The sequence below is a fragment of the Streptomyces shaanxiensis genome, assembly GCF_039537145.1.
Lineage (GTDB): Bacteria > Actinomycetota > Actinomycetes > Streptomycetales > Streptomycetaceae > Streptomyces > Streptomyces shaanxiensis.
The window spans coordinates 209,266-223,684 of record NZ_BAAAZY010000012.1 but is presented as its reverse complement, the minus strand read 5'-3'; the positions used below and the strand labels follow the sequence as shown (position 1 = coordinate 223,684).

Annotated in this window: 10 protein-coding genes; 1 reads left to right on the top strand and 9 read right to left on the bottom strand. The window is 66.9% G+C overall.

The window, feature by feature from the left end; all coding sequences use genetic code 11:
* Nucleotides 1–36: 36 nt before the first annotated feature.
* The 3 genes from ABD932_RS24055 to ABD932_RS24045 form a co-directional block, all read right to left on the bottom strand.
* Nucleotides 37–1,200 carry a glycosyltransferase gene (locus tag ABD932_RS24055; RefSeq protein ID WP_345015603.1) on the bottom strand — a complete coding sequence of 388 codons (1,164 nt, stop codon included), beginning with the start codon at nucleotides 1,198–1,200 and terminating at the stop codon, nucleotides 37–39.
* A complete protein-coding gene (locus tag ABD932_RS24050) occupies nucleotides 1,197–1,745 on the bottom strand; it encodes an LbetaH domain-containing protein (protein ID WP_345015602.1) in 549 nt (182 codons plus the stop codon). Before ABD932_RS24050 ends, ABD932_RS24055 begins: the two co-directional genes overlap by 4 nt.
* A 122-nt stretch (nucleotides 1,746–1,867) precedes the next feature.
* A complete protein-coding gene (locus ABD932_RS24045; RefSeq protein ID WP_345015601.1) occupies nucleotides 1,868–3,340 on the bottom strand; it encodes a sugar transferase in 1,473 nt (490 codons plus the stop codon).
* 437 nt (nucleotides 3,341–3,777) lie between these two features.
* On the opposite strand from ABD932_RS24045, the gene ABD932_RS24040 reads away from it, so the two are divergent.
* Complete coding sequence (locus tag ABD932_RS24040; protein WP_345015600.1) at nucleotides 3,778–4,341, top strand: hypothetical protein; 564 nt, start codon at nucleotides 3,778–3,780, stop codon at nucleotides 4,339–4,341.
* A 154-nt stretch (nucleotides 4,342–4,495) separates the two neighbouring features.
* Here ABD932_RS24040 and tuf read toward each other — a convergent pair whose 3' ends face one another.
* The 6 genes from tuf to ABD932_RS24010 form a co-directional block, all read right to left on the bottom strand.
* Nucleotides 4,496–5,689, bottom strand: coding sequence for an elongation factor Tu (tuf, locus tag ABD932_RS24035; RefSeq protein WP_030046358.1), 1,194 nt, complete (start codon nucleotides 5,687–5,689; stop codon nucleotides 4,496–4,498).
* Nucleotides 5,690–5,857: 168 nt separating this feature from the next.
* Nucleotides 5,858–7,984, bottom strand: coding sequence for an elongation factor G (fusA, locus tag ABD932_RS24030; RefSeq protein WP_126394255.1), 2,127 nt, complete (start codon nucleotides 7,982–7,984; stop codon nucleotides 5,858–5,860).
* Between the two features lie 39 nt (nucleotides 7,985–8,023).
* Nucleotides 8,024–8,494, bottom strand: coding sequence for a 30S ribosomal protein S7 (rpsG, locus tag ABD932_RS24025; protein WP_003998848.1), 471 nt, complete (start codon nucleotides 8,492–8,494; stop codon nucleotides 8,024–8,026).
* A gap of 2 nt (nucleotides 8,495–8,496) precedes the next feature.
* Complete coding sequence (gene rpsL / locus ABD932_RS24020; RefSeq protein WP_003948652.1) at nucleotides 8,497–8,868, bottom strand: 30S ribosomal protein S12; 372 nt, start codon at nucleotides 8,866–8,868, stop codon at nucleotides 8,497–8,499.
* Nucleotides 8,869–9,233: 365 nt separating this feature from the next.
* A complete protein-coding gene (locus ABD932_RS24015) occupies nucleotides 9,234–9,842 on the bottom strand; it encodes a DUF1707 and DUF4190 domain-containing protein (RefSeq protein ID WP_345015599.1) in 609 nt (202 codons plus the stop codon).
* A 677-nt stretch (nucleotides 9,843–10,519) separates the two neighbouring features.
* Nucleotides 10,520–14,419 (bottom strand): DNA-directed RNA polymerase subunit beta', encoded by a 3,900-nt coding sequence (locus ABD932_RS24010; RefSeq protein ID WP_345015598.1) that lies wholly within the window; start codon nucleotides 14,417–14,419, stop codon nucleotides 10,520–10,522.

The window sequence follows — 14,419 nt, the reverse complement described above, 5'->3', positions numbered from 1 at the left end:
GTGGTGGTGAACCCCTTCGAGTACACGGGAAGCCGTTCAGGTGATTGAAGAGCCGATCGGAGAGTTGATTGGAGAGCTGTTTGGAGAGCAGGCATTTCGGTAGATCCCCTCGAGCCTGTCCGCCACCGTATGGATCGAGAAGACCTCTTCGACGGCACGGTGACCCGCTTGCACGAGTGCGGCGCGTTTGTGCTCGTCCGCCAGCAGGTCGCACACCGCGTCGGCCATGGCGCGCGGACTGCCGTCGGTGACGACCGCCGCCCCACGGCTCGCCAGTTCCTCCGCGATGCCGCAGCTCCGGGTGCACAGCACGGGGGTGCCCGCGGACATGGCTTCGATCAGGGTCATCCCGAACGGCTCGTCGGTGCTCGGCAGCACGTACACGGCCGCCCGCGCGTAGGCCCGTACGGCATCGGCGTGCTGCAGCGCGCCGCCGTAGGTGACGACCCCCTGGAGTCCGTGTGCGGCGATGAGGTGCCGGACCCTCGGCAGCGCGCCCTCGTCCGCCCCGTACAGACTGAACTGGGCGTCGGGCATCTTCCGGTGGACGAGCGCGGCCATCTCGACGAAGGCGTCGGGGCGCTTGCGCGGGTGCAGCCGGGCGAGGAAGAGCACCTCGGGGGCGCGCCGGGAGGACGTCTTGCCGTCGGCGCGCTCCGGGCGGACCCCGTTGGGCAGCTTCAGCAGGGGCGGACCGTCCGGGCCGATGACCTCCGCCACGGCCCGCCGTTCCCGCTCGGTGAGCACCAGGCAGCCGCGTGCCCGGCGCAGGAGAGGGACGTACAGGCGGTCGAAGAGCCTGACAACGGCCCTGCGCCGCGGCTCCACCATGCCGTGCGTCTGTGCCAGGAAGTTCTTCCGCCGCAGCGCGGCCACCGCGAGCGCGGTGATGGAGACGAGGTCGCGCCCCGCGTGGATGTGCACCACGTCGGCGCTGCCCATGGAGCGCCACAAGTCCCTGACGAGCAGGGGGTGCATGAGACCGGTGAACCGCCCCGGGAGCAGGGAGCGCGCCGGGCGCGTACGCAGCGGAACCGAGCCGACGCGTTCCGGTGCCGGGGATCTGCCCCGCCACAGGGACAGCAGCGTGACCTCGTGGCCGCGCGCCGCGCACTCCTCCAACTGCCCTGTCGCCACGCTCGTCGGGCCGCCGTAGGCTCCGTCGTCGCTGACGAGGGTCACCACGTGGACGACTCTCATGCCGCGACTCCGGTCGTGACGACCGCACCGGGACCGACGTCGCGGTGGGCGACCGCCGAGGCACCCACGACCGCGCCACGGCCGACGGTGACACCGCGCAGTACGACGGCCCGCGCCGCGACCCAGGCGCCGGGCTCCAGGCGGATGGGCCCGTTGTCGAACTCGAAGGTGCGGTGGCGGTGTTGGTGGCTCCCGGTGCACAGCAGTGCGCCCTGGGACACGCAGACGTTGCTGCCGATCGTGATCTGCTCCAGGTTCAGCAGCCAGGCGCCCTCGCCGATCCAGACGTCGTCGCCGATCTCGAGCCGCCACGGCCAATGAACGCGCACACGATGCCGGATCAGTACGCGGTGGCCGATCCGCGCTCCGAACGCGCGCAGCAGGGCCGGCCGCCATCTGGCCGGGAACCACCATTGGACGAAGACCAGATTGAGGACGGCGAACCAGGCCGCCTGAACGAGCAGGGGGCGTCCCTTGTCGTAGCCGGCTCCCACGAAACCCCGCAGGGAGCGTTCCACTGCGGGCGGTGCTGCGGTGTCTGCCATGGGGCGACCTCTCCCAGCGAGAACAATATTGATCCATAGGAGAGTTTCCATGAAATGCTTATATTTACAGGCTTATATAAGCGTGTTGTCGGCAAACTAGGCCGCATGGAGTCGCCGACGGGTCAATAGGCTCCGCGTCCGTCCAGTACGGCACGGACCGTGCGGGCCATGACCGACATGTCCCAGCCCCACGACCAGTTGTCCACGTACTGCAGATCCAGCGAGACCGTCTCGTGCCAGGAGAGATCGGACCGTCCGCTCACCTGCCACAGTCCCGTGAGGCCGGGTTTGACGCTCAGCCGGCGCATCTCCACCCGGTCGTAGCGGGCGACTTCCTCGGGCAGTGGCGGGCGGGGGCCCACCAGCGACATATGGCCGAGCAGAACATTGACCAACTGGGGAAGCTCGTCCAGGGAATAGCGACGCAGAAAGCGGCCGATCGGCGTAATGCGTGGATCCCGACGCAGCTTGAACATATGGCCGTCGTGTTCGTTCGCGGTCGCGAGATCCCCTTTCATCCGGTCGGCACCCACGACCATGGTCCGGAACTTCCACATGGGAAACTGCTCGCCATTCCGGCCGACACGTGTCTGACGGAAGATCACGGGCCCGGCCGAACCCATGCGGACCGCGAGCGCCAGGAGTCCGAACACCGGGGCCAGCGCGACGAGCAGGACCAGCGCGCCCACCTGGTCCGTCACACCCTTAAGGATCATCGGCAGGCCGCGCCGCGTCGGCGGCGAGATGTCCAGCAGAGTGAGCCCGGCCGCCGAGGTGAGCCGGACCCTGCGCCGGACCACCTCGACGATGCCCGGCAGAACCATGAGCGGGCAGCCACGGTCGTGCAGGGCCCAGGACAGCCGCCGGAGCCGGTGACCGGACATGTACCTGCCCGCGGCGGCGAAGACCAGGTCGGCCCCGAGCGCCTCGGCGGCTTCTGCCACGGGCACGGCATCCTCGTCGAAAGCGGTCGGCTCATCGGCCCGAAGCCGCGTGAACACCGGCACACCGGACGGGACGTCGCCCTCGCCCACGACACAGACCCCGACCACCACGTACCCGTGCTCGGTGCGCTCGGCGAGTTGTCCGACCACGGCATCCACCGTCGCGGCCTCACCGACGACCAGGACCCGCCGGAGCGCCCGGGCACGTCGTCGTACGGCCATCAGATGCCGGTGGACAGCCTTGCGGCAGACCACGGTCACGAGCAACGACGGGCACAGCGCGACAAACTCCGCCGCGGGCGGGCTCCCGAACCCCGACACGGTACGCAGCGCGGTCAGGGCGCCGAGCAGCACCAGCCAGTCCCGCAGGACCGACCCGACGGGGGCGCCTTCGTCCCAGGTCCAGGGGGCGTAGCGCCTGGCGGCGAGGCGCACGAGGACCCAGACAACAGTGATCACCGCGGCCCGGTGCGCGGCATGGGCCTCCCCGATCGCGGACAACACCGCCAGCGTCGGCACTGCCACTGCGGCCGAGTCGGCGAAGACCGCGACCGGTACGTACCACCCGTCCCTCTGCCCTCTGCGCGAAGTCGTCCGGTGCGGTGCGAGAGGGACCGCCCGTCCCGACACCGCGCTGGTGAACTGCCGCATGGTTCTCCCTGTGGCCCCGGCACCCGACAACAACGTAGGCGCGGCCGCATCGGAGAGATGGGAGCAGCTCACGCGCCACAGGTGAGCCTATATCAACTCTTTTTAGGTATGTCCTACTTACACGCTTTGTACCCAGATGCGGCTGACCAGCTGAGCGGAGTACTCACGGACCGGAGACCGGGCACGAGGCGCGACGATCCAGCCGGATTCCGTGACGCCGCGTCAACACTCCGCCTTTCCGGTGCTCTGGGACTCGGATGGCCTAGGCAGAAGGCTCCCTGGCGACTGACTGCAGTCTGATTATGCAAAAGATCAGACTGCCCGACGGCGGATGGAAGCCAGGACTCGAATCGCCGAACGAAAAGGCGCGAGAGTCCGCGCGGGCGAGATCCGGTACCGGAGGCCTGGTACCCAGAAAGCAAGGAGGACTGCTCGTTATGCGAGTAGCTACGCAGTCGAGAACGTCGAGATGGGGCATGCGGTTCGGCGGTGCCGGACTGGCCGCAGCACTGGCCGTCGGCGTCGCCGGCAGCCCCGCGTCGGCCCAGGCAGGCGCTCCCAGCGCGTCGGGTGTGCAGCCGATCGAAATCACCGCCGAGCAGGTGCCCGGCGGCAACCCGACCTTCGCGGATCTGGAGGAACTGGGCTTCGGCGACTTCAACTGCGCCTTCGAGCCGTTCAAGGTCGAGCCGGTGACTGCGGGGACACACAACTTCCCGTCCCCGATCAATGGGTCGGTCACCATCGAGCTCGTGAACACAGCAGACGGGCCGACCTTCAACTTCAGAATCAACGGCGAGTTCGCCACCATCGGCGTCATCGTCAAGGGCGGGCCGAACGCCAACTTCTACGACTACCGGCCCGATGGCATCGGCTCGGACGAGGCCCTCCACGCTCCGATCAACCCGATGAGCGGCGACTACTACGGCCTCAGCCACGTCGACTTCTGCGTCATCGACTCCCCCTACAACGGCGACAACGGCGCCACCGCCAACAGCTGACACCGACTCAGGCCGGTAGTGCAGGACCGACCTGACCAGCAGCACGTGGGGCCCGGGGTTTCCCGGGCCCCACGTGCGAAAGGGCCCGTACGACCGAAGTCGTACGGGCCCCTTCAGGAGCTCGCGCTGGAGCTACCAGGTCAAATCAACAAGCTTACTTGTTGATCTTGGTGACCTGGCCGGCGCCGACCGTCCGGCCACCCTCACGGATGGCGAACTTCAGGCCCTCTTCCATGGCGACGGGCTGGATGAGCTCCACCTTCATCTCGGTGTTGTCACCCGGCATGACCATCTCGGTGCCCTCGGGGAGGGTCACGACGCCGGTCACGTCCGTCGTACGGAAGTAGAACTGCGGACGGTAGTTGTTGAAGAACGGCGTGTGGCGGCCACCCTCGTCCTTGGACAGGATGTAGGCCTGCGCCTCGAACTCGGTGTGCGGGGTGACCGAGCCCGGCTTGATGATGACCTGGCCGCGCTCGACGTCCTCGCGCTTGATGCCACGGAGGAGCAGACCGACGTTCTCACCGGCCTGGCCCTCGTCGAGTAGCTTGCGGAACATCTCGATGCCGGTGACCGTGGTGGTGGTCTTCTCCTGCTTGATGCCCACGATGTCGACGGTCTCGTTGACCTTGAGGACACCACGCTCGATACGGCCGGTGACGACCGTACCGCGACCGGTGATCGTGAAGACGTCCTCGATCGGCATCAGGAACGGCTTGTCGACGTCACGCTCGGGCTGCGGGATGTTCTCGTCCACGGCCTTCATGAGCTCGAGGACGGTGTTGCCCCACTCCTTGTCGCCCTCAAGGGCCTTGAGCGCCGAGACCTTGACGACCGGCAGGTCGTCGCCCGGGAACTCGTACTCGGAGAGCAGCTCACGGACCTCGAGCTCGACGAGCTCCAGGATCTCCTCGTCGTCCACCATGTCGGCCTTGTTCAGGGCGACGACGATGTACGGAACGCCGACCTGGCGGGCCAGGAGCACGTGCTCCTTGGTCTGCGGCATCGGGCCGTCGGTGGCGGCGACAACGAGGATGGCGCCGTCCATCTGCGCCGCACCCGTGATCATGTTCTTGATGTAGTCCGCGTGACCGGGGCAGTCGACGTGGGCGTAGTGACGCGTCTCGGTCTGGTACTCGACGTGCGCGATGGAGATGGTGATACCGCGCTGGCGCTCCTCAGGAGCCTTGTCGATCTGGTCGAAGGCCGAGGCCTCGTTCAGGTCCGGGTACGCGTCGTGCAGCACCTTGGTAATGGCGGCCGTGAGGGTCGTCTTACCGTGGTCGATGTGACCGATGGTGCCGATGTTGACGTGGGGCTTAGTCCGCTCGAACTTCGCCTTCGCCACGGGGTCCTCCTGTGGAGTGGTTCTGAACGCCTTGCTTCATCGGCGCCAGGTGATCTTTGCTGGAAAGCCCGGGCCCGAGGGCATTCCCCCACGAATGCGGGTGAATGCCCCTGCAGGCTCCGGAGTCAAGCCTAAAGCGTGTGAACGCAGCGCGTTGAACGCGGTGTGTTACTCGCCCTTGGCCTTCGCGATGATCTCCTCGGCGACGTTCCGCGGAACCTCGGCGTAGGAGTCGAACTGCATGGAGTAGCTGGCCCGGCCGGACGTCTTGCTGCGCAGGTCGCCGACGTAACCGAACATCTCCGAGAGGGGCACGAGGCCCTTCACGACGCGGGCACCGGCCCGCTCCTCCATGGCCTGGATCTGGCCACGGCGGGAGTTGATGTCGCCGATGACCTCACCCATGTAGTCCTCGGGCGTGGTGACCTCGACGGCCATCATCGGCTCGAGCAGCACGGGGCTGGCCTTGCGCGCGGCCTCCTTGAAGGCCTGCGAGCCGGCGATCTTGAACGCGAGCTCGGAGGAGTCGACCTCGTGGTAGGCACCGTCGAGAAGCGTGACGCGGACGCCCGTCATCTCGTACCCGGCGAGGATGCCGAACTGCATGGCCTCCTGCGCACCGGCGTCGACCGAAGGGATGTACTCCTTCGGGATACGCCCACCGGTCACCTTGTTCACGAACTCGTACGAGGCGTCGCCGCCCTCGATCGGCTCGATCGCGATCTGCACCTTGGCGAACTGGCCGGTACCACCAGTCTGCTTCTTGTGCGTGTAGTCGACGCGCTCGACGGCCTTGCGGATCGTCTCGCGGTAGGCGACCTGCGGCTTGCCGACGTTGGCCTCGACCTTGAACTCACGGCGCATACGGTCGACCAGCACCTCGAGGTGCAGCTCGCCCATACCACCGATGATGGTCTGGCCGGTCTCCTCGTCCGAGTGGACCTGGAAGGAGGGGTCCTCCTCCGCGAGACGCTGGATGGCGACACCCAGCTTCTCCTGGTCACCCTTGGACTTGGGCTCGATGGCGACCTGGATGACCGGCGCCGGGAAGTCCATGGACTCCAGGATCACCGGCTGCTTGTCGTCGGCGAGCGTCTCACCCGTGGTGGTCTGCTTCAGGCCCATGACGGCGACGATGTCGCCGGCGCCCACCGAGTCGATCTCCTCACGCTTGTTCGCGTGCATGCGGTAGATCTTGCCGATGCGCTCCTTCTTGCCCTTGACGGAGTTCAGCACGGCGGTGCCGGACTCCAGGCGGCCCGAGTAGACCCGGACGAAGGTGAGCTTGCCGAGGTGCGGGTCGCTCATGATCTTGAACGCCAGCGCGGACAGCGGCTCGTCGTCGGACGGCTTGCGCTTGACGACCTCCTCCGGGTCGTTGACGGCGTGGCCCTCGATGGCCTCGACGTCAAGCGGGGTGGGGAGGTAGCGCACGACCGCGTCGAGCAGGGGCTGGACGCCCTTGTTCTTGAACGCGGTGCCACAGAACACCGGGGTGACCGTGGTGTCGCTGGACTTGCCGGACGCGATGGTGATGCGACGGATCGCGGCGTACAGCTGCTCCTCGGAGGGCTCCTCGCCCTCCAGGTACAGCTCCATGATCTCTTCGTCGTTCTCCGCGACGGCCTCGAGCAGCTTGCCGCGCCACTCCTCGGCAGCCTCGGTGTGCGTGGCCGGGATGTCGACGACGTCGTACATCTCGCCCTTGGCGGCCTCGGCGGACCACACGAGCGCCTTCATGCGGACCAGGTCCACGACGCCCTTGAAGTCGGCCTCGGCGCCGATCGGAAGCTGCATGACGAGCGGCTGGGCGCCCAGACGGTCCGAGATCATGTCCACGCAGCGGTGGAACTCGGCGCCGGTACGGTCCAGCTTGTTGACGAAGCAGATGCGCGGCACGCCGTAACGGTCGGCCTGACGCCACACCGTCTCGGACTGCGGCTCGACACCGGCGACACCGTCGAACACCGTCACGGCACCGTCGAGCACGCGCAGGGAGCGCTCCACCTCGACGGTGAAGTCGACGTGCCCGGGGGTGTCGATGATGTTGATGGTGTAGTCGTTGTCCTCGAGCGGCCAGTGACAGGTGGTGGCAGCAGAGGTGATCGTGATGCCACGCTCCTGCTCCTGCTCCATCCAGTCCATGGTGGCAGCGCCGTCGTGGACTTCACCGATCTTGTACGAAACGCCGGTGTAGAACAGGATCCGCTCGGTGGTGGTCGTCTTGCCCGCGTCGATGTGGGCCATGATCCCGATGTTGCGGACCCTGGCCAGGTCAAGCGAAGTGGTAGCCATAAGGCTTCAGTCTTCTCTCGGTCTCGATGGGGTCTGCGACTACCAGCGGTAGTGCGCGAAGGCCTTGTTGGACTCGGCCATCTTGTGCGTGTCCTCGCGCTTCTTCACAGCGGCACCGAGGCCGTTGCTGGCGTCGAGGAGCTCGTTGAGCAGACGCTCGGTCATGGTCTTCTCGCGACGAGCGCGGGAGTAACCCACGAGCCAGCGCAGCGCCAGGGTGTTGGCACGGCCGGGCTTGACCTCGACCGGGACCTGGTAGGTGGCGCCACCGACACGGCGGGACTTGACCTCGAGGGTCGGCTTGATGTTCTCGAGAGCGCGCTTCAGCGTGATGACCGGGTCGTTGCCGGTCTTCTCGCGCAGGCCCTCCATGGCGCCGTAGACGATGCGCTCGGCGGTGGAGCGCTTGCCGTTCAGCAGCACCTTGTTGATGAGCGACGTGACAAGAGGAGAACCGTAGACCGGGTCGATGATGACCGGGCGCTTCGGGGCGGGGCCCTTACGAGGCATTCTTACTTCTCCTTCTTGGCGCCGTAGCGGCTGCGGGCCTGCTTGCGGTTCTTGACACCCTGGGTGTCAAGCGAACCACGGATGATCTTGTAGCGAACACCCGGCAGGTCCTTCACACGGCCGCCGCGCACGAGCACGATGGAGTGCTCCTGCAGGTTGTGTCCCTCACCCGGAATGTAAGCGGTGACCTCGATCCCGCTGGTCAGACGCACACGCGCGACCTTACGCAGGGCCGAGTTCGGCTTCTTCGGGGTGGTCGTGAACACACGCGTGCAGACGCCACGACGCTGAGGGGAACCCTCGAGTGCGGGCGTCTTGTTCTTCTCGACCTTGTCCTGCCGGCCCTTACGGACCAGCTGCTGGATCGTAGGCACTACTTCTCCGGTTTCTGTGTGCCGAATGGTGAAGCTAACCTGGAACGTCGCCGACCCACGCGGTCGGGTGTGTCGAATCCGGCGGACTCCCGCCGCGAGGCGAAAAGAGCACAGATTACGGTGGCCGCTCACAGCTCGCTGTGCGGTCGAAGGCACGCACGAGAGCCAGGGCACACCCCAGGCACAAGGTCTGAGCGTACCTACCTCATTCGCTGCGGTCAAAACAAATGGACCCCGCCCGCATCGGCATACGGCCGATGTCAAGACCACACAACGTGTTTGATCTTCGAATCACCGATCCGGCCACGTCAGACCCCGATCCGCGCACCCTTCCAGTCACCCCTCGAACCGCCCGCCCCACGAGGCTACGCGGACACCGCGGTGGCCACGATCATCAGCGTCAGCAACACCGCCCAGCCCGCGGTGGACAGCCAGCCGAGCACGAGCCCGGTGAGCGCGAGCGCGTCACCGCCCTCCCCGGTGCTGCGTATCTCGGAACGCGCCGCGTGCCCCAGGACCACGGCCGGGATGCCGGTCAGCCCGAAGCTCACGAGACACAGCACGCCGCAGACGGCGGAGCCGACCGCTTTCGCGTTGGTCTGCGGCCGCGACACCGGCAGGAAGGTCCGCGGCACGGGCGTGAGAGGCGCCGGCTGCGGCACGGGACCGAGCGGCAGGTCGGCGACGAGCAGGGCCAGCTCGCCCACCGTACGGGCCGCGTACGCCCGAGCGACCCGCCTCTCGAACTCGGGCTGCTCCAGCCGCCCCTCCCCGAACCCCGCCCGCAGCACATCCACGGCCCGCTCACGATCGGCATGCGAGGCAAGCATGTGCGAACTGCCCTGACCGCCCCAGGGCACCGGGGCCGGACCACCACCGCCCGGCCATGGCTGCGGGGCGGCGCTCCCCTGCCACGGTTGCGGGGTGCCCTTTCCCTGCCACGGCTGCCCGGGCTGCCACGACGAATGCGTCATGGAGCACCTCCCCCGTACTGGTCGGAGTCCCTCCATGTCCTCCATCATCCGCCGAACCGGCATTTGTGGCATCGGGGTCTCACCCGGAAATAACCCCGAGTCGGCCCCGAATGGACCCCGTATGAGCCCCGAGTACGGCCCGAGCGGGGGCCGGAGTCGCCCCTCGGGACGCTCAAGAGCCCCCACCCGGAAGATCGGGTGCCCGATGCGAGCGCATCGGAGCACATCGGCCACGGCGGCCGAATGTCGCCGAGCGGCTGGCCGTCCTGATGCCCACCGTGGCAGCCCGTGCCAGCACTCCCCCACCGAACGCTGACCTGAGCAAGGCCGACATGAACACAGCCGTACGGTCATTCGACAGCAGGTCAGCCCCCATGGCAGCTGTGGACGCACCGGCCGCCCACACCGACAGCGGCACCGCCGCCCCGAAGGCGGCTGTCCCAAGGCGCTTCGTGCCTGCCGGAGTTCCCGCAGGCAAGGGCAGGGCGATGGAGAAGCCCAGAACCGGCGTACTCGCAGCCGAGCCGTCTCCCCCTGCGACTCCCCCAACTCTTCTGTCCCGCTTGTCCGTTCGCCCGCTCCAGGGGCTGAGCAAAGTGAGCGAACACGCCGACGGGCGACCACCCCCGAAGGGTGGCCGCCCGTCAACAGATGTGCTCCGTAGCGGAGTTACCTGACTACTGGTTGTACGGCCCGTAGTCGTAGTCCTCCAGCGGCACAGCCTGACCCGACCCCGTACCGAACGGCGAGTAGTCGATGTCGTCGTAACCGACGGCCGAGTACATCGCGGCCTTGGCCTCCTCGGTCGGCTCGACCCGGATGTTGCGGTAGCGGGACAGACCCGTACCGGCCGGGATGAGCTTACCGATGATGACGTTCTCCTTGAGGCCGATCAGGGAGTCGGACTTGGCGTTGATCGCCGCGTCCGTGAGGACCCTGGTCGTCTCCTGGAAGGACGCCGCCGACAGCCAGGACTCCGTGGCCAGCGAGGCCTTGGTGATACCCATGAGCTGCGGACGACCGGAGGCCGGGTGGCCGCCCTCCTGGACCACACGACGGTTCTCGGTCTCGAACTTCGAGCGCTCGACCAGCTCGCCGGGCAGCAGCTCGGCGTCGCCGGACTCGATGATCGTCACGCGGCGGAGCATCTGCCGGATGATGATCTCGATGTGCTTGTCGTGGATCGACACACCCTGCGAGTTGTAGACCTTCTGGACCTCGCCGACCAGGTGGACCTGGACGGCACGCTGGCCCAGGATGCGCAGCACGTCGTGCGGGTTGGTGGCACCCACGGTGAGCTTCTGGCCCACCTCGACGTGCTCGCCCTCGCTGACCAGGAGTCGGGCACGCTTCGAGATCGGGTACGCCGTCTCGTCGCTGCCGTCGTCCGGGGTGACGACGATCTTCTTGGTCTTCTCGGTCTCCTCGATCCGCACGCGGCCGGTGGCCTCGGAGATCGGGGCGACACCCTTCGGGGTACGGGCCTCGAAGAGCTCGACGACACGCGGCAGACCCTGGGTGATGTCGTCACCGGCCACACCACCGGTGTGGAAGGTACGCATCGTCAGCTGGGTACCGGGCTCACCGATGGACTGGGCGGCGATGATGCCGACCGCCTCACCGATGTCGACCAGCTTGCCGGTGGCCAGCGAGCGGCCGTAGCACATGGCGCAGGTGCCGACGTGGGACTCGCAGGTCAGGATCGAGCGGGTCTTGACCTCCTCGACACCGTGGTGCACCAGCTGGTCGATGAGCACGTCGCCCAGGTCCACGTTGGCCGGCGCGATCACCTTGCCGTCGATGACGACGTCCTCGGCGAGCATGCGGGCGTAGACGCTGGTCTCGACGTCTTCGGCCTTGCGCAGCACGCCGTCGGCACCGCGGTAGGCGATCTTCAGCTTCAGACCGCGCTCGGTGCCGCAGTCCTCCTCGCGGATGATCACGTCCTGCGACACGTCCACCAGACGACGGGTCAGGTAACCCGAGTCGGCGGTACGCAGGGCGGTGTCCGCCAGACCCTTACGGGCACCGTGCGTGGAGATGAAGTACTCCAGCACGGAGAGGCCCTCACGGAACGAGGCCTTGATCGGACGCGGGATGGTCTCGTTCTTCGCGTTCGACACCAGACCACGCATACCGGCAATCTGACGCATCTGCATCATGTTGCCTCGTGCACCCGAGTTCACCATCATGAAGATCGGGTTGGTCTTCGGGAAGTTCTCGTTCATGGCCTCGGCGACCTCGTTGGTCGCCTTGGTCCAGATCGCGATGAGCTCCTGCGTACGCTCGTCCTTGGTGATCAGACCGCGCTCGTACTGCTTCTGGACCTTCTCGTCCTGCGCCTCGTAACCGCGGACGATCTCCTTCTTCGCCTCGGGAACGACGACGTCGGAGATGGCGACGGTGACGCCGGAACGGGTGGCCCAGTAGAAGCCGGACGCCTTCAGGTTGTCGAGCGTCGCCGCCACGATGACCTTCGGGTAGCGCTCGGCGAGGTCGTTGACGATCTCGGAGAGCTGCTTCTTGCCGACCTCGTAGTCGACGAACGGGTAGTCCTCGGGCAGCAGCTCGTTGAAGAGCGCACGACCCAGCGTGGTCTTCAGACGGAAGCTGTCACCCTGCTGCCACTCCGGCTCGCCCTCCTCCTGCGCCGGCGGGGTCCAGCCACGCGGCGGGATGGTGCCGACCGGGAAGCGGATGTCGATCTTCGACTGGAGCGAGAGCTCGCCCGCGTCGAAGGCCATGATCGCCTCGGCCACGGAGGAGAAGGAGCGGTCCACGCCCTTCACGTCCCGCATCTCGCTGTCCGTGGTGAGGAAGAACAGACCGAGGACCATGTCCTGGGTCGGCATCGTCACCGGACGGCCGTCGGCGGGCTTGAGGATGTTGTTCGAGGACAGCATCAGGATGCGGGCCTCGGCCTGCGCCTCCGCGGACAGCGGCAGGTGCACGGCCATCTGGTCACCGTCGAAGTCCGCGTTGAACGCGGTGCAGACGAGCGGGTGGATCTGGATGGCCTTGCCCTCGACCAGCTGCGGCTCGAAGGCCTGGATGCCGAGGCGGTGCAGGGTGGGAGCACGGTTCAGCAGAACCGGGTGCTCGGCGATGACCTCTTCGAGGACGTCGTACACGACCGTACGGCCGCGCTCCACCATGCGCTTGGCGCTCTTGATGTTCTGCGCGTGGTTGAGGTCCACGAGCCGCTTCATCACGAACGGCTTGAAGAGCTCCAGCGCCATCGCCTTGGGCAGACCGCACTGGTGCAGCTTCAGCTGCGGACCGACGACGATCACGGAACGCGCGGAGTAGTCCACACGCTTACCGAGCAGGTTCTGACGGAATCGACCCTGCTTACCCTTCAGCATGTCGCTGAGGGACTTCAGCGGGCGGTTACCCGGACCGGTGACCGGGCGACCACGACGACCGTTGTCGAAGAGGGCGTCAACAGCCTCCTGAAGCATGCGCTTCTCGTTGTTGACGATGATCTCGGGGGCGCCGAGGTCGAGGAGCCTCTTCAGACGGTTGTTGCGGTTGATCACACGGCGGTACAGGTCGTTCAGGTCGGAGGTCGCGAAGCGGCCACCGTCCAGCTGCACCATCGGGCGAAGGTCCGGCGGGATGACCGGGACGCAGTCGAGGACCATGCCCTTGGGGCTGTTGGAGGTCTGCAGGAAGGCAGACACGACCTTCAGCCGCTTCAGCGCACGGGTCTTCTTCTGGCCCTTGCCGGTACGGATGATCTCGCGGAGCTTCTCGGCCTCCTCGTCGAGGTCGAAGGACTCCAGGCGCTTCTGCAGCGCCGCGGCACCCATCGAACCGTCGAAGTACGTGCCGAAGCGGTCCCGCAGCTCGCGGTAGAGGAGCTCGTCGCCCTCGAGGTCCTGGACCTTGAGGTTCTTGAACCGGGTCCACACCTCGTCGAGACGGTCGATCTCGCGCTGCGCACGGTCACGCAGCTGCTTCATCTCGCGCTCGGCACCCTCGCGCACCTTGCGGCGCACGTCGGCCTTGGCGCCCTCGGCCTCCAGCTCGGCCAGGTCGGTCTCGAGCTTCTTGGCGCGGGCCTCCAGGTCGGCGTCCCGGCGGTTCTCGATCTGCTGCCGCTCGACCGAGACGTGCGCCTCCAGGGAGGGCAGGTCGCGGGTACGGCGCTCCTCGTCGACGAACGTGATCATGTACGCCGCGAAGTAGATGACCTTCTCGAGGTCCTTCGGCGCCAGGTCCAGCAGGTAGCCGAGGCGCGAGGGGACACCCTTGAAGTACCAGATGTGCGTGACAGGCGCGGCCAGCTCGATGTGGCCCATCCGCTCACGGCGCACCTTGGCGCGAGTCACCTCGACGCCGCAGCGCTCACAGATGATGCCCTTGAAGCGGACACGCTTGTACTTGCCGCAGTAGCACTCCCAGTCCCGGGTCGGACCGAAGATCTTCTCGCAGAAGAGTCCGTCCTTTTCGGGCTTGAGGGTGCGGTAGTTGATGGTCTCGGGCTTCTTGACCTCGCCGTGGCTCCACTGACGGATGTCGTCAGCGGTGGCCAGACCGATCCGGAGCTCATCGAAGAAGTTGACGTCGAGCAC